This is a genomic window from Pseudomonas sp. VI4.1 (genome assembly GCF_002029345.1).
In the GTDB taxonomy this organism is placed as follows: domain Bacteria; phylum Pseudomonadota; class Gammaproteobacteria; order Pseudomonadales; family Pseudomonadaceae; genus Aquipseudomonas.
This window is the reverse complement of record NZ_MULM01000085.1, coordinates 1-20690: the sequence shown is the minus strand read 5'-3', so window position 1 is coordinate 20690 and position 20690 is coordinate 1. Positions and strand designations below refer to the sequence as shown.

Sequence of the window (20690 nt, the reverse complement as noted above, 5' to 3'; positions counted from 1 at the left end):
GGACGCCGCGTTTATTCAGAAAAAAACGCGTTATCGTTTACGTCCATCGCGAGCAAGCTTGCTCCTACAGCAACTTACCGCCGACCCAGCAACAACCCGACCACCAGGCCGAAACCGGCGGAGATAGCCACGGTTTGCCACGGATGACCGCCGATGTAGGTCTCGGTTGCTTCGACCGCCGGCAGGGTCCGGTCGCGAACGCTGGTCACCGAGTCCCTGGCCTGCTGGAGTTTCTGGGCGATCTGCCCACGAAGGGTATCCGCTTCCTCACCGACCAGTGAGGCACTGCTCTTGAGCAGCTTTTCCGACTCTTCGATCAGAGCCTGCAGTTCGCTGAAGGCCTGATCCTTGATTTGGTCTTCGGCGACTTGTGCGGCAGTTTTGCGGGCCATTGAGGTACTCCTTGCAGGTGAATGGACAGTGAACAATGGAGTCTGCGACCGTGGAAAAAGTTGCAGCGAATTTGCGTGTCGACGTCGTCCTGATGAGAAATCCGGCGCAGGAAATTTCTTTCAACAGTGTAAGATGTCGCCTATTTTACGCAGCAGGAATTTCCCATGAGCTTCAATCTGGCCGACAGACCCCTTCCCGAGCGCGCCGCGCTTGAAGATGAGAAATCCCGTCTGTTCGAACTCTGGCAAAACAACCTGGGTAAAGCCAAAGGCGAGGCGGCGCGGTTGTTTGGCGAACGGGCCAAGCGCAAAGGCAAATGGGCCGAGTGGGTGCGTGCCGAACTCGACGGCATGTCGCCACCAGAATTCGCGAACATGGTGCGCAGTGAAGTCAATCGGCTGATGGCTGCCAAGTAGACCGAGTCCGCTACACACCCCCTGTACGGGATTTTTTTGCAATCGCAGGATTGTTATTGTGCGCGCGCAAAGGTCGTGACGATAGCGTCTCGCACTTTCAATACCACGGGGTCGAGCGCACGCTGGTGCCGCAGCCCAGTTCGATCGGGTAACGCGGCAGGTCCAGCGGGCAGGGCAGCAGCGCCAGGCCGCTGAGCGCCGCGATGCTTTGGGCGGCGTGGGCCGGAATCGTCGCCACCGCCTGACTGCCCTTGAGCAAGTGCGGTAACGCCGCAAAGTGCGTGGTCGAGGCGCTCACCCGTCGACTCAAGCCCAGCGCCGCCAACCCTTCATCGGTGATCCCGATAAAACCGCCGGATGACACCAGAATGTGCTCGCGGGCGACGAACTCTTCCAGGCTGATGCTGTGTTGTCCCTCGGCCAGGCTCATCGGATCGACCAGACATTGATAACTGCCCTCGCCGAGCACCTGACGGCTGAGCAATCGTTCGGCGAAACCGCCAGCGGTGATCGCCAGATCGATGCTGCGTTCCATCAGCGCCTGGGCCACGATCTGGCTGTGGGTCTGGCGAAAAATCAATCGTAGCTTCGGCGCGCAGCAGGCAATCTCTGCGATCAAGCGTCGCCCATAAGCGATCTCGAAATCATCCGACATGCCAATGGTGACCGAGCGTCCGTCGTAATGATTGGCGCTCGGGTCCACCATCGCCAGGCTCTGCCGACATTTGTCCAGCGCATCGCTGACCACTGGTTTCAATTGGTTGGCCTTGAGTGTCGGCGCCAGGCCTCGACCTGTGCGCACGAACAATTGATCGCCATACAGCTCGCGCAAGCGGCGCAATGCGGCACTGACCGCTGATTGCGTGACGCCCAGGCGCAACGCGGCACGGCTGGCGCTGGACTCCTCATGCAAGGCTTCGAAGACTTTAAGCAAGTTGAGGTCGACGGTTGCGATATTCATCTAGCTCATATCATTTAGCAGTGAGTCGGTCTTTATTCATGATCCATTGACGGCTGAGAATGAGCAACACCTCATCGCCTTTCGGAGATCGCCATGTCCAAGTCAATTGTTGCAGCGCTTCAAGTCGGCGCCTTGCCCGGCGGCAAGGCCGAGACCCTGGAACAGATCCTGTCGTACGAACAGGCCATTGTCGAATCCGGCGCCGCGCTGGTGGTGATGCCCGAAGCGCTGCTCGGCGGTTACCCCAAGGGCGAGGGCTTTGGCACGCAACTGGGCTATCGTCTGCCGGAAGGTCGTGAAGCCTTTGCCCGCTATTTCGCCAACGCCATCGACGTGCCCGGTGCGGAAACCGAGACATTGGCCGGCTTGTCGGCACGCACCGGGGCCAATCTGGTGATCGGTGTCATCGAACGCGCCGGCAGCACTTTGTACTGCTCCGCGTTGTACTTTGACCCACAAGCCGGGTTAGTGGCGAAACACCGCAAACTGATGCCGACCGGTACCGAGCGGCTGATCTGGGGCAAGGGCGATGGTTCGACCTTGCCGGTGATCGACAGTCAGGTCGGACGGATCGGTGCGCTGGTGTGCTGGGAAAACATGATGCCGCTGCTGCGCACCGCCATGTACGCCAAGGGCGTCGAGGTCTGGTGCGCGCCAACGGTGGATGAGCGGGAGATGTGGCAAGTGAGCATGCGCCACATCGCCCATGAAGGACGTTGTTTCGTGGTCAGCGCCTGCCAGGTTCAGGACTCACCGCAAGCCTTGGGCGTGGAAATCGCCAACTGGCCGGCGGACCGGCCGTTGATTGCCGGCGGCAGTGTAATCGTTGGGCCGATGGGCGATATCCTGGCTGGGCCGCTGCGCGGTGGGCCCGGATTGCTGACCGCTGAAATCGACACGGACGAGCTGGTTCGCGCGCGCTATGACTTCGACGTGGTCGGACACTACGCGCGCCCGGACGTGTTTGAATTGACGGTGGATGAGCGGCCTAAACCCGGTGTCCGCTTCACCACATAAATCTCCCTGTAGGAGCGAGCTTGCTCGCGATTGCGGTAGGACAGTCAAGCTATTTGCTGAATGTGCCGCCGTCTTCGCGAGCAGGCTGGCTCCCACAGTGGCGTTAGGCTTCAGCGCTGTTGAAGCCACTCTTCACGGGTGATTTCCCAGATTTCTCTCGGCAATCGCCCGCTGACGAAATCCCCCTCGTCGGTACCGATCAAACGCATGCCCGTACGCTGTGAGAGTTTGCGCGAGCCGATATTGGGTACCGCTTTCGGCACACGCAGCACTGAACGACTGAGTGTCTCGAACCAGTATTGGGTCACTGCGGCACTGGCTTCGCTCATCAAACCCTGGCCTTGCCATTGCGGTGCGAGCCAGAAGCCGCGGTTGTTGTCCTGCTCGTCCATCAAGCTGATATTGCCGATGAGCTGGTCAGGCGCCGACTTCAAACGAATTGACCAGTGCCACTCTTTGCCGGCTGCAACAGCGGGTAGGGCGATATCCCGCAGATACGTCAGCGCACCGTCGACGGGATAGGGCCAGGGCACCAACGCGTTCAGATAGCGCACCACTTCCCAGTGCGGGAACCGTTGCTGGATTGCCTCGGCATCAGCCAGTTCCAGCGGGCGCAGGATCAGGCGTTCGGTGTAGAACGTGGGGATGTCCATGGGTGTTACCTCCTTGTCTATACGTACTGAACGTTATCGCCAGCCGCGGATTTACCTGGGGGTGGTCGGCGGCCCCGGCAGGCTGAGCTTGCCACTGTCGACAAAACGCAGGGTGCCAAACAGGCCGCCTGCCAGTTTGCCGCGCAGCACGTAAGGCACGTTGTTCAGCGTTTGCGTCTGGCTCAGACCCAATGTCTGGCGCAGCACCGAGAACGCCGAGACGCTGACCGGCACGGTCAGCACGGTGTCGGAAAAGCGCGCAATCGTGCCGGCCTGATCACTGACGCCCGAGGCCAGGGGCTGGCCGTTGACCTCCAGGTCCAAGGCCACGCCGTTGTAGTCGATCGCGGTTTCATTGGGGTTTTGCACGCGTATCTTCACGGCAAAACGCACTTCCATGTCCTGGCTCTGCAGGGGCTCGAAACCGACCACGTTGACGTTCAGCGGATCGCGATTGGGCAGCAGGGCGCAGGCGCTCAGGGAGAGCAACAGCAATGAGAGGGATAGAGCTAGGAGTCTGCGCATGAAGGAGCTCTCGACAGAAAAGGGGATCGAACCACTGATGGCTCGACCCTTGAGCAACTGTCCAGCGGTTCACCTGTGCGACCGCGTTCACTGTGAGGGGTTCGCCGCAGACTGTCACTTGTTGCTGCGCGATGTGCCTTCGGCAAGCGCCGGTGGATTCTCCATGACTTGCAGGATCGAGGCTTCCGGATCGAAATCATCCTCTTCCAGCTCGATGAATTCTTCGGGCAGGAACACATTGAGGATGATCGCGCAAAGCGCACCGACGGTGATCGGCGATTCGAAGATGTTGTGCAGTGCCTTGGGCAGTTCGCGCAGCACTTCCGGTACGGCCGCCACACCCAGGCCCATACCCAGCGAAATTGAAACGATCAGCATGTTGCGCCGGTGCAGGCCGGCTTCGGCGAGGATCTTGATCCCGGCCACGGCGACGGTGCCGAACATCACCAATTCGGCACCGCCGAGCACGGGTTTGGGCATCAATTGCAGTACCGCGCCGATCATCGGGAACAGCCCCAGCACCACCAGCAGGCCGGCAATGAAAAACGCCACGTAGCGGCTGGCGACGCCGGTGAGCTGAATCACCCCGTTGTTCTGGGCGAAGGTCACCATCGGCATGCTGTTGAACACCGCCGCCATGGCCGAGTTGAGACCATCGGCGAGCAAGCCGGACTTGATCCGGCCCAGGTAGATCGGGCCTTTGACCGGCTGCCGGGAAATCATCGAATTGGCGGTCAGGTCACCGGCCGCTTCCAGCGGCGACACCAGGAAAATCACCGCCACCGGCACGAACGCCACCCAGTCGAAGGCGAAACCGTACTTGAACGGCACCGGTATGCTCATCAGCGGCACGTCGGGCAGACTGGCGAAGTTGACGTCGCCCAGCAGCCAGGCCACGGCATAGCCGAGCGTCAAGCCGATGACAATCGCACCGAGGCGCAAAAATGGCACATCGACGCGGTTCAACACGACAATGGTGCCCAGGACCAATGCCGCCAGCCCCAGGTGGCTGGCCGCACCGAGATCCGCCGCACCGAAGCCGCCGGCGATGTCGGTCATCGCGACCTTGATCAGCGACAGGCCCATGAGGGTGATGATGGTCCCGGTCACCACCGGGGTGATGAGCATGCGCAGTTTGCCGATGAACTGGCTCAAGACGACTTCGATGAACGCCGCGAAAAAGCACACGCCAAAGATCGTCGAGAGGATTTCATCGGGGCCGCCACCTCGGGCCTTGACCATGAACCCGGCGCTGAGAATCACGCTGATGAACGAGAAGCTGGTGCCTTGCAGGCACAGCAGGCCGGAGCCGACCGGCCCGAAGCGCCGCGCCTGGACGAAAGTGCCCAGGCCCGAGACGAACAGCGCCATGCTGATCAGGTACGGCACTTCGCTTTGCAGGCCCAGGGCACTGCCCATGATCAGGGTCGGGGTGATGATGCCGACGAAACTCGCCAGTACATGTTGCAGCGCGGCGAAGACCGTGGCGGTCAGGTGCGGGCGATCGTCGAGGCCGTAGATCAGGTCGTTGTGGCGCGAGGGGGCTTTTTCAGAGGCGGTCATGGTGATGTGCGTGCCAAAAGGCGGGCCGGGTCAAAAATGGAGGCGCAGGATGCCAGAAAGACCATTTAGTGGCGAGCGATGAGTCCGCTGTCCCCTCAGACAAACGCCGCGAGCAAATCCTCTTCGAATGCCTTCTGCGCATCCCCCGGCACCTGCGCCCGATGCCGGGCCAGATGAAACGCCACCTCAAAACTCATGTCGCCACGGCGCACGCCCCTGAGCAAACCCTTGTCCTCCCAGCTCCTGGCAAAGTGACTCGGCAGATACCCCACATGCTTGCCAGAGAGAATGAAGGCGAGGGTGCCTTCGACCTGCTCCGAGCGCGCCGAACACAGCTTGCCCTGGAACGGTTCGTCGCAGCGCAGGAAGCGGTAAGGGTGATCGACCCGGTCGCAGGCCTGGAGTGCCTGATCGTCCGGCGCATCATCGGTAAACAACGGATGGCCGGGGGCGCAATACAAGTGCTGGGTTTCGGTGAACAGTTCGCGGTAGTCAAACGCGCTTTGCACCTGTGAGAAATAGCCGATCGCCAGGTCCAGCCGCTGTTGCAGCAGCAAGCGTTCCATGTCCCCGGGCATGGCACTGATCAATTCGATGCGTACCGATTCGTCCCGCTCGCGAAAGCGCCGGATAGCCTCGGCCACCCGTTGCAGCACCGATTGATCGAGCGCCTCGGACAACCCCAGCCGTACTTCGCCGATCAATCGACCCGCCACGCCGTTGGATTGATGGCGGAATGCTTCGATGGATTCGAACAACCCTCTCGTCGCGGTCAGCAGTCGTTCACCCTTGGGCGTGATCTTGAATCCGCCCTTGCCGCGACTGCACAACCGATAGCCGAGCCGGGTTTCAAGCTTGGCCATTTGCTGGCTGATGCTCGACTGGCTCAGGCCCAGTTCACCCTGGGCCGCGCTGAAACCGCCGCATTCGACCACGCTGACAAACAGCCGCAGCAGGTGCAGATCAAGATCGTGCAGTTGGCCGAGCATCAAACATTACTCCAGGATAAAGTCAGGATAACAATCTTTATATTTTACCAATGTATCCGACGCGGCATCCTGCAACCACTTCTTCCGGTCAGGTGTTCGTCATGGCTCCTCTATTCAAGCTGTGTTTACCCGCGCTGTTCCTCGCCATGGCCGTCCCGGTCCAGGCCGAGGACAAGGTGGTCAATCTGTACAGTTGGGCCGATTACGTGGCGCCGGAAACGCTGCAGCGGTTCGAGCAGGAAACCGGCATCCGCGTGCGTTACGACACCTTCGATGCTTCCGAAGTCCTGGAAACCAAATTGCTCACCGGTGGCAGCGGGTATGACGTGGTGGTGCCGTCGTCGAGTGTGCTGGCCCGCGGGCTGGCGGCCGGTGCGCTGAAGGAGATTCACCACGAAGGCCTCAAGGGCTACGCCAACCTCGACCAGGACTTGCTGGAAAAGCTCGCGGCCGTGGATCCTGGCAACCGTTATGGCGTGCCCTACACCTGGGGCACCCTGGGTTTGGGGATGAATGTCGAAGCGGTGACGCAGCGTTTGCCGAACGTGCCGCTCAACAGCCTGGACCTGCTGTTCAAGCCGCAATACGCCAGCAAGCTGAAAGACTGCGGCATTGCCATTCTCGATTCGCCCCAGGAAGTGATCGGTCTGGCCCTGCATTACCTGGGAAAAAATCCCTACAGCACCGACAAGGCCGATCTGTCAGCCGCCGAGGCGTTGTTGCATCAGCTGCAGCCCAATGTGCTGTACGTCGCCACCGGTCGGCAGATCAGCGATCTGGCCAACGGCAGCGTCTGCCTGGCATTGACCTATAACGGTGACGCCAGCATGGCCGCCGACCAGGCGCGCAAGGCCAACAAACCGTTCGAGGTGGCGTACCGGATTCCGCAGGAGGGCACGCTGGTCTGGCAGGACAACCTGGCGATTCCCAAGGATGCGCCTCATCCCGAAGCCGCCCGCGCCTTTATCGAATTCATGTTGCGCCCGGAATCCGTCGCGGCGCTGACCAATACGTTGTTCTTTGCCACGGCCAACCAGGCGGCGACGCCGCTGGTGGATGAGGCGGTGCGCAGCGATCCGGACATTTACCCACTGGCCGACGTGCGACAACGGCTGTACGCCGACCGCAGCATGAGCCTCAAGGACATGCGCCAGCGCACTCGCTTGTGGACCACTTTCCGTAGCCGCCAATAATAAGGAGCCTTCAATGGACGTCCCTGTGCAGAACGATCAAGCCCTCACCCGTGACAGCCTTTACGGAACAGCCGCCGAAAGCACCTACGCCGGTATCACCAGTTTCATGCGCCGTCGCTACAGCCGCGACTTGCGCGGAGTCGACGTGGCGGTCAGCGGGGTGCCGTTCGACACGGCGACCAGCAACCGCCCCGGCGCGCGTTTCGGACCGCGTGGGATTCGGGCCGCGTCCACCGGGATTGCCTGGGAGCGGCACTGGCCGTGGAACGTTCGATCCGTTCGACCATCTGGCGGTGGTCGACTACGGTGACTGCGACTTTGATTACGGCACGCCGCAGTCGATTCCGGAAAGCATCGAGGCGCACGCCGAGCACATCCTCAATGCCGGCAGCGCGATGCTGACGTTCGGCGGCGACCACTTCATCACCTATCCGTTGCTCAAGGCTCATGCCCGCAAACATGGTGCCTTGTCGCTGATCCACTTCGATGCCCACAGCGATACCTGGCCGGACGAGGGTGGCAAGCGCGTCGATCACGGCACCATGTTCTGGCACGCGGCCAGGGAAGGTCTGGTCGATCCGTCGCGGTCGGTGCAGATCGGTTTGCGCACCACCAATGACGATCATCAGGGGTTCGAGGTGCTGGATGCACGCCAAGTGCACCGCCGCGGGGTCGAGGGGATTGTCGAGGCGATTCGGGCGCGGGTCGGGGATAGTCCGGTGTACCTGACGTTCGACATCGACTGTCTCGACCCGGCTTTTGCCCCGGGTACCGGGACGCCGGTGTGTGGCGGCTTGAGCACGGTGCAGGCGCTGGAAATCCTCGGCGGCCTGCGCGGGATCAATCTGGTGGGGATGGACGTGGTGGAAGTGGCGCCGGCCTACGACTCTGCGGACATCACCTCATTGGCGGCGGCGACCCTGGCGATGGAGATGCTGTGCCTCTATGCGGCCAAACACAAGGTCGACCGGTAACACACACACACACACACACCTTGTAGGAGCTGGCTTGCCAGCGAAGGCGGCACATTCAACACAGATGCTGACTGACCCACCGCTTTCGCGAGCAAGCTCGCACACATGTTGATCTCCCACCTGTTGATCCGTATCAGGCCACCGGGATTATCGGCAGGTCCAGGGTTTGCGCCCCGGTAAACCGCGTCATCGATCCGGCAATGGATTCATGGGGCACGCCCATTGCCACGTCGCTGACGCCATCAAGCCGCAACACCTGCTCAGCGCTCAACCTCACCTCCAGCGCCCCCAACGTCGCATCCAGTTGCTCTCGGGTCCGCGAACCCAGAATCGGAATCAGCGCGGTGGTCGAACGCCGGGCCTTTTCCCGCAGCCAGGCAATGGCCACATGGGTCGGGCTGGCTTCCAGTTCCGCGGCGACGGCCAGCAAGGCGTCGAGCAGGGCGGTGTCCCGGGCGCTTTTCTCGGCGTGAACCAGCATGCCGAGTTTGGCCGCGCGGTTGTCACCATCGTTGCCGCGGTACTTGCCGGTGAGGAACCCGCCACCCAAGGGCGACCATAACGTCGCGGCCAGGCCGAGGGCTTCGGCCATGGGCAGTTGTTCCCGTTCGGCTGTGCGTTCGGCAAGGCTGTACTCGACCTGAATGGCAGCAATCGGCGCAAAGCCGCGCACCTCGGCCAGCAAGTCGGCCCGGGCGATGCGCCACGCCGGGAAGTTCGACAGCCCGGCGTAATGAATCTTGCCGGCGCGCACCAGATCGTCGAAACCCCGCAGGATCTCTTCCATGGGCGTTACGCCGTCGCTCATGTGCGCCCAGAACAGATCGATGTGATCGGTTTTCAGCCGTGTCAGGCTTTCTTCCACGGCACGGATCATATTCTTGCGGTTGTTGCCGGTGTGGGAAATGCCCGCAGCCGGTGTAGTCCCCAAGGTGTATTTGGTGGCGATGACCAGATGATCGCGTTCTGCGGCGATAAACTCGCTGAGCATGGCTTCCGATTGTCCACCTTGATAGCCGTTGGCGGTGTCGATGAAATTGCCACCGGCTTGCAGATAGCCGTCGAAGATGCGCTTGGCTTCGTCCCGTTCGGCGCCGTGCCCCCAGCCTGTGCCGAAGTTACCGGCGCCCAGCGCCAGTTCCGAGACCCGCAAGCCGGTTTTGCGGCCAAAAACTTTGTAATGCATGGGATGACTCCTGACAGGAAAGGCATTGGGCCGGGTTTGGATGCGGTTCGATATTTGATCAATATGATGATCATAATATAATCCGTCAAGACCCTTTTCCATCTGCTTCCTTGCCTTTCACACATAACGCTGTGGAGCGGGCGGCGATACGACTTGCCCGCGAAGGGGCCGTCACATTCAACGAATATATCGGCTGCCAGGACGCCTTCGCGGGCAAGCCCGCTCCCACAGGGGTATGTGTCCGGCTGGAGATCTCCCTGTAGCGAACGTGGCATACTGCCGCGCATGAATCCCGACTCCCCCCTCAGCGCCTGGCAGCACGCCATCGAACACAAGGGCTTCGTCCAGGACGAGGCCCAGGAACATGCGGTCTGGGCCTTGCAGAAATGCTACGAAGCCCTGCATGAAGGGCGCGCGCCGATCACCGGCGTTTACCTGTGGGGGCCGGTCGGACGCGGCAAGACCTGGTTGATGGACCAGTTCTACCAGAGCCTGCAGGTTCCGGCCCGGCGCCAGCACTTCCACCACTTCATGGGCTGGGTGCATCAGCGCTCGTTCCAGCTGACCGGCACCGCCGACCCGTTGCAGGCACTGGCCCGTGAACTGAGCCAGGAAGTGCGGGTGTTGTGCTTCGATGAACTGTTCGTCAATGACATCGGTGACGCGATCATTCTCGGGCGCTTGTTCCAGGTGATGTTCGAGCAGGGCGTGGTGGTGGTCTGCACCTCCAATCAACCGCCGGACCAACTGTACGCGGATGGCTTCAACCGCGACCGGTTCATGCCAGCCATCGCGGCGATCAAGCAGCACATGCAGGTGATCGAGGTTAATGGCGGCGAAGATCATCGCCTGCACCCGGGCACCGGTTTGCAACGTTACTGGGTCGCAACGCCCGGGCAGCCCGGCGCCTTGGCGGACGTGTTCAAGGCCCTGACCGTCGGCCAGTCGGTATCCAGTGAACCGATCAAGGTCGGCTACCGTACTCTCGAGGTGCTGCAGTCCAGTGACACCGTGCTCTGGAGCCGGTACTCCGACCTCTGTGAGCAGCCCTTTGCCGCGATGGATTTCATGGCGCTGTGCGACACCTTCAAGGCTATTCTGTTGAGTGAGGTACCCAACCTCAGCGCGCAGAAACGCGCCGGACGCATCGCCCGCGGTACTGAAGATGGCGTCGAGCGAGTGCTGGCGGGCGATCGCGAGTTGCCGCAGTTGTCGGTGAATGACGACGGTGTGCGGCGTTTCATTGCCCTGGTGGACGAGTGCTACGACCGTAAAGTGCCGCTGTACCTCGAAGCGCAGGTGCCGATGGAATCGCTCTACACCGAGGGTTATCTGGAGTTTCCGTTTCGCCGCACCCTCAGCCGTCTACAGGAAATGCAGTTGCAACGTTTCGCCGACGCTTGAAATTAGGGAGGAGCGAAGATGAATCAGCCGCTGTCGCACCATTTGCTGACCATGGCCTATCAGAACGCCTGGGCCAATCATCGACTCGCCGGGGCCTGGGGCCAGTTGAATGCGCAGGAGCTGACGGCGCCCAGGGTCAGTTTCTTCCCCAGCCTGCGCGCGACGCTCAATCACATCCTGACCTGTGACTGGTTTTATGTGGATGCACTGGAGCGGGAATTGCGCGGCGATGACCCGCATCCCGATTGCGCCGTGTTTTTCAAGCACGACGAGCCTTGCTCAACGGCCGCCGACCTCAAGCGCGAGCAAGCCCTGGTGGACCGGCGCCTGATTGCCTACTGTGAGCAAATGCGCGACGCAGACCTCGGCAAGATCGTGACCATCGCCCGTGACACGCCACAACATGACAGCCGTTTACGCCTGCTGTCGCACCTGTTCGAGCACCAGATTCATCATCGCGGGCAGGTGCATGCCATGCTCAGCGGCACCCCGGTCAAGCCGCCGCAACTGGACGAGTTTTACTGTGCCGGCGAGTCGGGATTGCGGGCGGCGGATTTCGCCGAGCTCGGGTGGACCGAGGCCTTGATCTGGGGGCATTGAAGTCTGTCAGCCAAAATATATGCTGAATGTGCCGCCGTCTTCGCCAGCAAGCCGGCTCCTACACGAGATCGGTGGCGTTCACCGGTCTGGTGTGCGCTGAAAATCCCCTGTAGGAGCTGGCTTGCCAGCGAAAGCGGTGGGTCAGTCAACATCTCTGCTGAATGTGCCGCCGCCTTCGCCAGCAAGCCGGCTCCTACTCGGGATCGGTCATTTCGGCTTGTAGGACTCGGTCACTTGCGCGGTTTGATCGTCCGGGACCCGGACCTCCGAGCCTTTGTTCTCCTGTGCCTGCTGTTGACTGAGCCGCAGGCTGTCGTAGTAATACCGCATCCGTTCTGCCCCGCCTTCGGCCAAGGCGTTGGCCGAGACGAACGTCATCAGGCCGGCGATGATCAGGGGTGTACGTTTCATGGTGGGCCTCCCATCAGGAATGTCGGGTACCTTTCGTCCATGATCCAGTGCAATGTCGAAAGTCCATTTTCTGCCGATTCCGTTAAGTGGGCGTTAAACCCTAGAGCTTCCAGTCCAGGCTCAGGGTGACTGTGCGCGGGTCGCCCCAGAACACGCCGTTGTAGAAACCGACGTTGTCGTAATACTTCTTGTCGAACAGGTTATCGACATTCAGCGAAGCGGACAGGTGCCGGTCGAACGCATACCGCGACATCAGCCTGACCACGGTATAAGCCTCCTGGCGGATTTTCGTGCTTTGAGTGATGACCTCACCGTCCGCGTCGCGTCCGATCGGGCGACGGGCGGCGCGGAACACCTCGCTCTGCCAGTTCACCGCGCCGCCCACGGTCAGTGCCTGCCAGTCGCCGGGGAGGCGATAGGCTGTGGAAAGGCGAAGCATATTCAGCGGCTGGTTGGTATTGGCGCGTTGCTTTTCGCCGTCGGCAGAGTGGGTGTAGGTGTAGCCGGCCGTCATGTTCCAGCCGGCCATGACCTCGCCGGAAACCTCGGCTTCGAAGCCCTGGACCTTGTTGCCTTTCCCGCCTGACTTGAAGAATTCCTCGCGGGTCACCGGGTCCGGCGGCACTGAGTCGTCGAGTTCCGCGACGTTGTCCTGTTTGCTCCAGAACAGCGCGGTGGCCAGGTTCAGGCGTTCTTCCAGGAGGCTGCCCTTGAGCCCCAGCTCATAGTTGCTGCCCACCACCGGCTCGAGGTATTTGCGGTTGCTGTCGCGATTGGACTGCGGTTTGAAAATGTCGGTGTAGCTGACATACACGGTGTATTCGGGGGTGAGGTCGTAAAGCAGCCCGGCGTATGGCGTCCAGATGTCGTTGTGTTGCTGGTGGGTGGCATCGACGCTGCTCAGCTGCAGGTTGGCGTCGTAGCTGTTGGTCCGGTTCGACGCTTTCCAGCTGCCATAACGACTGCCGAGCACAGCGTGCAGCTCGTCGGTCAGACTCAGGCGAGTGGCCAGATAGCCGGCCTTCTGACGGGTACTGTCTTTTGCACCTGTAAGACTGGTGACGGTATCGGGATACTTGGCGATGTTGCCCATGTATTTCCAGTCGGGAATGCTCAAGTAGTCCGGCGGCAGTGCGCCTTCGACCAGGAAGGGGCTTTCTTCGCTGCGTTCGGCTTCGCCATACCCGAGCATCATTTCGTGCTCCCGTCCGAACAGCGAGTAGGGGCCCGCCACGTTGAAGTCATAAGCCTTCATTTTCTGCGTCCCGAGCATGTGGCCCGTGTAGGCGGTCATGCCACTGCGGTCCTCGTTCGGGTAGCCGGCTCCGCCGTAATACAACTTGCCGTCGGTATCGCTTTCGCGGTGGGTGTAGGCCGCTTTGAAATGCCAGCCGGCGCCGAGTTGCTGCTCCAGCGTGGCGAATGCCGTCTGGTCCTTGATCGGCCAGGAACTCCAGGACGTCGCCATATTGGTGGAACGTCCCAGGTTGGCTTTGCCGCCGTCGGAGTTCCAATACGGCAAGGTGCCATAGGAGGAGCCCTGCACGTGTTTGTTCTGATAGTCGTAACCCACGGCCAGCACGGTGTCGTCAGTCAGGTCGGCTTCGAGAATGCCGTAGCCGACTTCCCGTTGTTGCTGGTACTTGTCGCGGTATGAACCGGCGTCGCGATAGGCCAGCACGCTGCGCCCGCGCAGTCGGCCGTCGAACGCCAGCGGGCCGCCGACATCCAGGTAGCTGTAATAGTCGTCATAACTGCCGCCACTGGCACCGGTCTGGACTTGCCACTGCGCGGTCGGTCGCTTGCGCACCATGTTGATGGTGGCCGACGGGTCGCCCGCACCCGTGGTCAGGCCGGTCGCACCGCGAACCACTTCAATGCGGTCGTAGATGATGGTGTCCGAATCGGACTTCATGTAGCTGAAGGTGTTGAGCATGCCATCGACCTGGAAATTGCTGATCGTGTAGCCGCGCGAGGAATAGCTGACCCGGTCCGAGTCGTTGTGCTGCACCACCACGCCGGTGGTCTGGCTCATGGCTTCGGACAGCGAGCCGAGCTTGAAGTCGTCCATTTGCTGACGGGTGACCACGGACACCGATTGCGGCGTTTCCTTGATCGACAGGTTCAGGCGGGTGGCCGTGCTCATGGCGCCGGTGGTGTACGACTCGGTGTTTTCGGTGGTACTGGCCAACCCCAGGGCGGACACCTGGGTGGCGTCCAGTTCGAGGGTGCTGCCGGGTGCTTGATCAGAACCGGTTTCAGCCAGCAGCTCGGGGCACAGGGCGACACTGCACAGGCCCAGGGTAAAGGTCATGGAACGGGTGATAGGCGCGAACATCGCAGCCGACTCCTTGTCTTCGAGGGAAAATTTCCGTTTGCTCAAAGACGAAGGGGAGGGCGGGGATTTAGCCTTAAACGAGAATAATTATTATCTTAGGAGTCTGCTGTAAGAAGAATCCCTGTGCAGGAGCGAGCTTGCTCCGGGCGGCGCTCCGACGATGGACTCAAGAACACCGCTTTGTGCAGGAGCGAGCTTGCTCGCGATGGATTCAAGAGCGTCGCGTTCATCCAGTCAGCACGCGTTATCGTTAACGTCCATCGCGAGCAAGCTTGCTCCTACTTCTGCACGACTTCCGGTGCGACTGGCAATGCCTTGGGCTTGATCAGGCTGAAGTCGATCAGCGGCCGCTGTTGACGCTCGTAGGGGTTACCGATCATCAAGGGCCGGGGCTTGAAGCTGTCGCTGACCAGGCTCTTGCTGCGATCGAGTTCATCGAAGCTGAGCCCCGCGAGATCGGCCCAGGTATGAATCAGGTGCGAACTGCTGTACGGCCGCCCCAGATCGCCGGCAAAGCTCCAGTCATGGGTTTCGCGCCATTTCGGCGAGGCCCAGGCCACGAACGGAATGGTGTACATCGGCGCCGTCGGCTTGCTTTCGTTGCGCCCCAGGGTGCCATGGCCAGGGGAGTCGAATACATCTTCCCCATGGTCGGAAAGGTACAACAGGAACCCGTTCGGATCGGATTTGGCGTAGTCCTTGATCAGGCTCGAGACCACAAAGTCGTTGTACAGCACCGCATTGTCGTAGCTGTTATAGGTCGGCAATTGATCATCGCGCACGCCTGGCGGAACGCCCTGGCGGTCCTTGAACTTGTCGAAGGTCGATGGGTAACGGTATTGGTAGCTCATGTGCGTGCCGAGCAGATGCACGACGATCAGCTTGCGCGGCGCGGCGTCGGTCAGGGCCTTGTTGAACGGCTCGATCACATCGCCATCGTACTGGGCGGCGTTCTGGTTGCGGTTGTTGTTCAGGTACACCTGCTCGTCGGCCTGCTGGGAGAAGGTCGTCAACATGGTGTTGCGCTTGGTCATGGTCTGTTGGTTGGTGATCCAGAAGGTCTTGTAGCCCGCCTGTTTCATCATGCTCACCAGCGACGGGGTCGACAGGTACAGCTCCGGGTTGTCTTCGTCGGCGAACGTCAGCACCTGTTGCAACGCTTCGATGGTGTAGGGGCGCGGGGTGATGACGTTATCGAAGACCGCCAGCTGATCCTTGAGCTTGTCCAGCTCCGGCGTGGTTGCCCGAGGGTAGCCGTACAGGCTCATGCGCTGACGGTTGGTGGACTCACCGATCACCAGTACCAGCGTTGACGGCTGATCGGCCGCCGAGTCCTTGAGGTTGTGCAGCGGCGGGATCTTGCTCGCGCTGGTGAGCATGTCCTGCATGCCGGCCAGGGTGTCAAGGTAGCGGTGATAGGCCACGGCCATCTGCCAGGGCACGGCGGGCTCGACGCGGGTCTCGAACTTCTCGAAACCGTCGGCAAAGTTACCGGTGCGCAGGGTCTGCTTGACCAGCGGGTAACCGATCACGGCCACCAGAATGGCGGTTGCTGCGACCAGTGCCTGCCCGCGGGGCAGGTACACCGGACGCAAGCGCGTCCACAGGAACCAGGCGAACAGCGTGTGGGCGACGAAGGCCGCCACCATCCACCAGGCGAAGTACTGGGTCATGTACTCGCCCGCTTCAGAGATGTTCGACTCGAACATGATGAAGATGACGCTTTGGGAGAATTCCTGCTGGTAAATGAAGAAGTAGCCCAGGCTCGCCATGGAGCAGGCCCACAGCACCACACCGATCAGCGCGGCCAATACCCGGGTCTGTTTAGGGAACAGCAGCATCGGCGCCAGCCAGATGGCGCTCATGATAAAGGCCTGGCGGAACCCGGTGAAACCGGAGGTGCCCGTCAGCTGGATCAGTAGTTGGGTAATACCGGAAAAATACCAGAAGAACAAAAACAGCCAGAGTAATCCTGCCCAATCAAAACCTTTCGCAGACGTGGTGCTGCGTTTAAACAAAGCCATTCATCGCTCCAACCTGCAATCACTGTCTTCGCCGAGACGTGAATATCACCGACGAACGGGGGGCGCGCGGATACCGAGCGGCCACAATGAGCCGAAGTATCAAGATGTTAGTGTGAAAAAAGTGTGATTGCCGGACGGTCAGGCATCGGGGCGTATTGGAAGCAGCAGAAGGCCGCTTCCGATTCAAGCGGAGGTGTCAGGCGTGGGGAGCGCGCTGCGTGACGGGCCAGGACTGAGCCTGAGCATCTTGTGTCAGCAGGCGCAGTTGCGCGACTTCCTGCCTCAACTGGTCGCGTTCGTCTTTCAACTGGCGCAGTTCATCGCGACGGATCGTGACGTAAAGGGTTTGTGCTGGCCGTGCTGCTAGTAATGTGCCCATTGCTCACCTCGCAAATGGCTGATTCAACTGTAAATCCGCTCCGACGTCGGATGCTGACTTACTATCGCGCGATTTTGATTTCTTTTGTCCAAGAATGGAACTTTTTTATTTTTCATGGTCGCTGTGTCTTCGGCACGATTTCTGACGTTATCAGTCTGGATCGGGCACAATGCCCGGAAACTTCGTCCCGCCGCTCTGGACTAACCCACATTAGTCGCGTTGGGCTATAACCTTTGACACACTTTATTTGTAGTAGGGAGCATCAACACATGCAACTCGGGATTATCGGACTGGGCCGCATGGGCGGCAATATTGCGCGGCGCTTGATGCTCAACGGGCACACCACCGTTGTTTACGACCGCAATACCGCTTTCGTCGAAAACCTGAGCGAAGACGGCGCCACCGGCGTTGCCGACCTGCCAGCCCTGGTTGCCGGCCTGGCCAAGCCACGGGCGGTCTGGGTCATGTTGCCGGCCGGCGCACCGACCGAAGACACCATCGACACCCTGAGCACATTGCTCGAAGCCGGCGACACCATCATCGACGGCGGCAACACTTTTTATAAGGACGACATCCGCCGGGCGAAAACCCTGGCGGAAAAAGGCCTGCACTACATCGACGTCGGCACCTCGGGCGGCGTCTGGGGCCTGGAACGTGGTTACTGCATGATGATCGGCGGCGATGCCGAGACCGTTAAACGTCTCGATCCGCTGTTCGAAAGCCTGGCCCCTGGCCTGGGCGACATTCCGCGGACCAAGGACCGCAAGTCCGATGACGATCGCGCCGAACGGGGTTATATCCACGCCGGTCCGGCCGGTTCCGGGCATTTCGTGAAGATGATCCACAACGGCATCGAATACGGCATGATGCAGGCCTTCGCCGAAGGCTTCGACATTCTCAAGACCAAAGCCAGCACCAACCTGCCGGAAGACCAGCGTTTCGACCTGAACGTCGCCGACATCGCCGAAGTCTGGCGTCGTGGCAGCGTGGTCTCGTCCTGGCTGCTCGACCTGACCGCCGACGCACTGGCCAGCGATCCGAAACTCGATGGGTATTCCGGTTCGGTGGCCGACAGCGGTGAAGGTCGCTGGACCATCGAAGCCGCCATGGAGCAATCGGTTCCTGTACCGGTGTTGTCGAACTCGCTGTTCTCCCGCTACCGTTCGCGCGGCCAAGGCACCTTTGGCGACAAGATTCTCTCGGCCCAGCGCTTCGGCTTCGGCGGCCACGTGGAGACTGCGAAGAAATGACCCGTCTGATCCGCAATAAATCCAAGGCAGAACCCGCACCACCGACCACGCTGTTCCTGTTCGGTGCCCATGGTGACCTGGTCAAGCGTCTGCTGATGCCGGCGCTGTACAACCTGAGTCGCGACGGTCTGCTTGGGGATGGACTGCGGATCATCGGCGTTGACCACAACGCCATCAGCGATGAAGACTTCGCGAAAAAACTCGAAGACTTCATTCGCGCCGAAGTGGCCTCCAAGGTCGGCAAAGGTGATCAAGCCCTTGATCCGGTGTTGTGGGCCAAATTGGCGAAAGGCATCAGCTACGTCCAGGGCGATTTTCTGGACGACAGCACTTATCAAGCGTTGGCGGCGAAAATTGCCGACAGCGGCACGGGCAACGCGGTGTTCTACCTGGCCACCGCGCCGCGTTTTTTCAGTGAAGTGGTGCGCCGTCTTGGCGCCGCCGGTTTGCTGCAAGAGACGCCTGAAGCCTTCAGAAGGGTGGTGATCGAAAAACCGTTCGGTTCCGATCTGCCGACCGCCGAAGCCTTGAACGCTTGCCTGCTCAAGGTCATGACGGAAAACCAGATCTACCGGATCGATCACTATCTGGGCAAGGAAACCGTGCAGAACATTCTGATCAGCCGGTTCTCCAACAGCCTGTTCGAAGCGTTCTGGAACAATCATTACATCGACCACGTGCAGATCACCGCCGCGGAGACCGTCGGCGTGGAAACCCGTGGCAGTTTTTATGAACACACCGGCGCCCTGCGGGACATGGTGCCCAATCACCTGTTCCAGTTGTTGGCGATGGTGGCCATGGAGCCGCCGGCAGCCTTTGGCGCCGATGCGGTTCGCGGCGAGAAAGCCAAGGTGGTCGGCGCGATTCGCCCCTGGTCGGTCGAGGAGGCTCGGGCCAACTCGGTCCGTGGCCAATACGCATCCGGTGAAGTCGACGGCAAGCTGTTGCCGGGGTATCGCCAGGAAAACAACGTGGCGCAAGACAGCAACACCGAAACCTACGTGGCACTCAAGGTCATGATCGATAACTGGCGCTGGGTCGGCGTGCCGTTCTACCTGCGCACCGGCAAGCGCATGAGCGTACGCGACACCGAGATCGTCATCTGTTTCAAGCCGGCGCCTTACGCGCAGTTCCGCGATACCGAGGTCGATGAGTTGCAGCCGACCTATCTGCGGATCCAGATCCAGCCAAACGAAGGCATGTGGTTCGATCTGCTGGCGAAACGGCCAGGCCCAGCGCTGAAGATGGCCAATATCGAACTGGGGTTTGCCTACAAGGATTTCTTTGAAATGCAGCCGTCCACCGGCTATGAGACCCTGATCTACGACTGCCTGACGGGCGATCAGACGCTGTTCCAGCGCGCCGACAATATCGAGAATGGCTGGCGCGCCGTGCAGCCGTTCCTCGATGCCTGGCAGCAGGACGCGAGCGTGCAGAGCTACGCGGCCGGTGAAGACGGGCCGCAGGCCGCAGAAGACCTGCTGGCCCGCGACGGTCGCGTCTGGCACGGCCTCGGATGAGCGAGCCGACGCAACACCCCATCCGGTTTTTGCTCAGTGACATGGACGGCACGTTGCTGCTGCCCGACCACAGCCTCAGCCAGCGCACCCTCGAAGCGGTCCGTTCGTTGCGCGAGGCGGGCGTGCTGTTCAGCCTGGCCACCGGTCGTCCGCCCAAAGCCATGCTCCAGCAGATCGAAGCCCTGGGCGTCGACCTGCCGACGGCGGCGTTCAATGGCGGCACCCTGGTCCATCCCGACGGCAGTATCCTGGTCGCGCATTACTTGCCGGCCACAGCCGCGCTGACCACCTTGACGCTGTTTGCCGACCTGCCGGATATCGAAGTCTGGGTGTTCAGCGGCGGCGACTGGCTGGCGAAAGATCCCTCCGGGCCCATGGTGCCGCGCGAGCAGCATGGCCTGGGATATCCGCCGGTGATGGTGGAGAGCTTCGAGCCGTATCTGGAGCAGATCGACAAGATCGTCGCCGCCAGTCACAACACCGAACTGTTGATCGAACTGGAAGCGCAATTGCTGCCCAAGGTCGAGGGGCAGGCTCAGGTTTCACGTTCACAACCGGTGTACCTGGATGTGACTGCAATGAAAGCGAACAAGGGCGAAGCGCTGGCGACACTGGCCGAATTCCTCGGTGTGCCCCTGGAGCAGACGGCAGCTTTGGGCGATGGCGGCAACGATCCGGCGATGTTTCATCGCGCCGGGTTGTCGATCGCCATGGGGCAGGCCGAAGAGGCGGTGCAGCGCCAGGCGCACGTGGTGACCGGGACCAACACCGAAGAGGGCGCCGCCCAGGCGATCGAGCGCTACATACTCCCTCGCTAACGACACAAAACCCTGTGGGAGCGGGCTTGCTCGCGAAGGCGGTGTGTCAGTCACAAGTGTTATGTCTGAAAAGCCG

The 20690-nt window shown here is 60.9% G+C and carries 18 protein-coding genes and 2 pseudogenes; 9 read left to right on the top strand and 11 right to left on the bottom strand.

What is annotated here, in order from left to right; genetic code table 11:
- Positions 1–74: 74 nt before the first annotated feature.
- Positions 75–392, bottom strand: a complete 318-nt coding sequence (locus tag BZ163_RS03565) for a YqjD family protein (RefSeq protein ID WP_064677549.1) — start codon at positions 390–392, stop codon at positions 75–77.
- A 165-nt stretch (positions 393–557) separates the two neighbouring features.
- On the opposite strand from BZ163_RS03565, the gene BZ163_RS03560 reads away from it, so the two are divergent.
- Complete coding sequence (locus BZ163_RS03560) at positions 558–809, top strand: hypothetical protein (protein WP_128869801.1); 252 nt, start codon at positions 558–560, stop codon at positions 807–809.
- Positions 810–862: 53 nt separating this feature from the next.
- On the opposite strand, the pseudogene BZ163_RS03555 reads toward BZ163_RS03560, so the two are convergent.
- Positions 863–1770: pseudogene (locus tag BZ163_RS03555) on the bottom strand (LysR family transcriptional regulator).
- A 93-nt stretch (positions 1771–1863) separates the two neighbouring features.
- Here BZ163_RS03555 and BZ163_RS03550 point away from each other — a divergent pair.
- Complete coding sequence (locus tag BZ163_RS03550; protein ID WP_128869800.1) at positions 1864–2787, top strand: carbon-nitrogen hydrolase family protein; 924 nt, start codon at positions 1864–1866, stop codon at positions 2785–2787.
- A gap of 110 nt (positions 2788–2897) precedes the next feature.
- On the opposite strand, the gene BZ163_RS03545 is transcribed toward BZ163_RS03550, so the two are convergent.
- The 4 genes from BZ163_RS03545 to BZ163_RS03530 all read right to left on the bottom strand — a co-directional run bounded on the left by BZ163_RS03545 (position 2898) and on the right by BZ163_RS03530 (position 6517).
- Entirely contained in the window at positions 2898–3440 is a 543-nt protein-coding gene (locus BZ163_RS03545; RefSeq protein WP_128869799.1) for a GNAT family N-acetyltransferase, read from the bottom strand.
- A gap of 51 nt (positions 3441–3491) precedes the next feature.
- The gene (locus BZ163_RS03540) at positions 3492–3965 is read right to left on the bottom strand and encodes an LEA type 2 family protein (RefSeq protein ID WP_128869798.1); all 474 of its coding nucleotides are present in this window, start codon (positions 3963–3965) and stop codon (positions 3492–3494) included.
- Between the two features lie 114 nt (positions 3966–4079).
- Complete coding sequence (locus BZ163_RS03535) at positions 4080–5528, bottom strand: nucleobase:cation symporter-2 family protein (RefSeq protein WP_128869797.1); 1449 nt, start codon at positions 5526–5528, stop codon at positions 4080–4082.
- Between the two features lie 95 nt (positions 5529–5623).
- Positions 5624–6517, bottom strand: coding sequence for a LysR family transcriptional regulator (locus BZ163_RS03530; protein ID WP_128869796.1), 894 nt, complete (start codon positions 6515–6517; stop codon positions 5624–5626).
- A gap of 101 nt (positions 6518–6618) precedes the next feature.
- On the opposite strand from BZ163_RS03530, the gene BZ163_RS03525 reads away from it, so the two are divergent.
- On the top strand, positions 6619–7710 hold the full coding sequence (locus BZ163_RS03525) for a polyamine ABC transporter substrate-binding protein (RefSeq protein ID WP_128869795.1): 1092 nt from the start codon (positions 6619–6621) through the stop codon (positions 7708–7710).
- 13 nt (positions 7711–7723) lie between these two features.
- Positions 7724–8684 (top strand): annotated as a pseudogene (gene speB / locus BZ163_RS03520) (agmatinase).
- Between the two features lie 133 nt (positions 8685–8817).
- Here the strand turns inward: speB and BZ163_RS03515 are convergent.
- The gene (locus BZ163_RS03515; RefSeq protein ID WP_128869794.1) at positions 8818–9870 is read right to left on the bottom strand and encodes an aldo/keto reductase; all 1053 of its coding nucleotides are present in this window, start codon (positions 9868–9870) and stop codon (positions 8818–8820) included.
- Positions 9871–10155: 285 nt separating this feature from the next.
- On the opposite strand from BZ163_RS03515, the gene zapE reads away from it, so the two are divergent.
- Both zapE and BZ163_RS03505 read left to right on the top strand, forming a co-directional pair.
- On the top strand, positions 10156–11274 hold the full coding sequence (gene zapE / locus BZ163_RS03510; RefSeq protein ID WP_128869793.1) for a cell division protein ZapE: 1119 nt from the start codon (positions 10156–10158) through the stop codon (positions 11272–11274).
- Positions 11275–11292: 18 nt separating this feature from the next.
- The gene (locus tag BZ163_RS03505; RefSeq protein WP_128869792.1) at positions 11293–11874 is read left to right on the top strand and encodes a DinB family protein; all 582 of its coding nucleotides are present in this window, start codon (positions 11293–11295) and stop codon (positions 11872–11874) included.
- 207 nt (positions 11875–12081) lie between these two features.
- On the opposite strand, the gene BZ163_RS03495 is transcribed toward BZ163_RS03505, so the two are convergent.
- The 4 genes from BZ163_RS03495 to BZ163_RS03480 form a co-directional block, all read right to left on the bottom strand.
- Positions 12082–12285: a hypothetical protein gene (locus BZ163_RS03495; protein WP_128869791.1), complete on the bottom strand. Its 204-nt coding sequence runs from the start codon at positions 12283–12285 to the stop codon at positions 12082–12084.
- Positions 12286–12385: 100 nt separating this feature from the next.
- Positions 12386–14623, bottom strand: coding sequence for a TonB-dependent siderophore receptor (locus tag BZ163_RS03490; RefSeq protein ID WP_128869790.1), 2238 nt, complete (start codon positions 14621–14623; stop codon positions 12386–12388).
- Between the two features lie 278 nt (positions 14624–14901).
- Positions 14902–16647, bottom strand: a complete 1746-nt coding sequence (locus BZ163_RS03485) for a phosphoethanolamine transferase CptA (protein WP_128869789.1) — start codon at positions 16645–16647, stop codon at positions 14902–14904.
- Positions 16648–16843: 196 nt separating this feature from the next.
- The gene (locus tag BZ163_RS03480) at positions 16844–17026 is read right to left on the bottom strand and encodes a DUF6026 family protein (protein ID WP_128869788.1); all 183 of its coding nucleotides are present in this window, start codon (positions 17024–17026) and stop codon (positions 16844–16846) included.
- Between the two features lie 269 nt (positions 17027–17295).
- Here BZ163_RS03480 and gnd point away from each other — a divergent pair, with 269 nt between their 5' ends.
- The 3 genes from gnd to BZ163_RS03465 are packed head-to-tail and all read left to right on the top strand — an operon-like array spanning position 17296 to position 20614.
- Positions 17296–18276, top strand: coding sequence for a phosphogluconate dehydrogenase (NAD(+)-dependent, decarboxylating) (gene gnd / locus BZ163_RS03475; RefSeq protein ID WP_128869787.1), 981 nt, complete (start codon positions 17296–17298; stop codon positions 18274–18276).
- Positions 18273–19796 carry a glucose-6-phosphate dehydrogenase gene (gene zwf, locus BZ163_RS03470; protein ID WP_128869786.1) on the top strand — a complete coding sequence of 508 codons (1524 nt, stop codon included), beginning with the start codon at positions 18273–18275 and terminating at the stop codon, positions 19794–19796. Before gnd ends, zwf begins: the two co-directional genes overlap by 4 nt.
- Positions 19793–20614 carry an HAD family hydrolase gene (locus BZ163_RS03465; protein WP_128869785.1) on the top strand — a complete coding sequence of 274 codons (822 nt, stop codon included), beginning with the start codon at positions 19793–19795 and terminating at the stop codon, positions 20612–20614. Before zwf ends, BZ163_RS03465 begins: the two co-directional genes overlap by 4 nt.
- Positions 20615–20690: the final 76 nt, after the last annotated feature.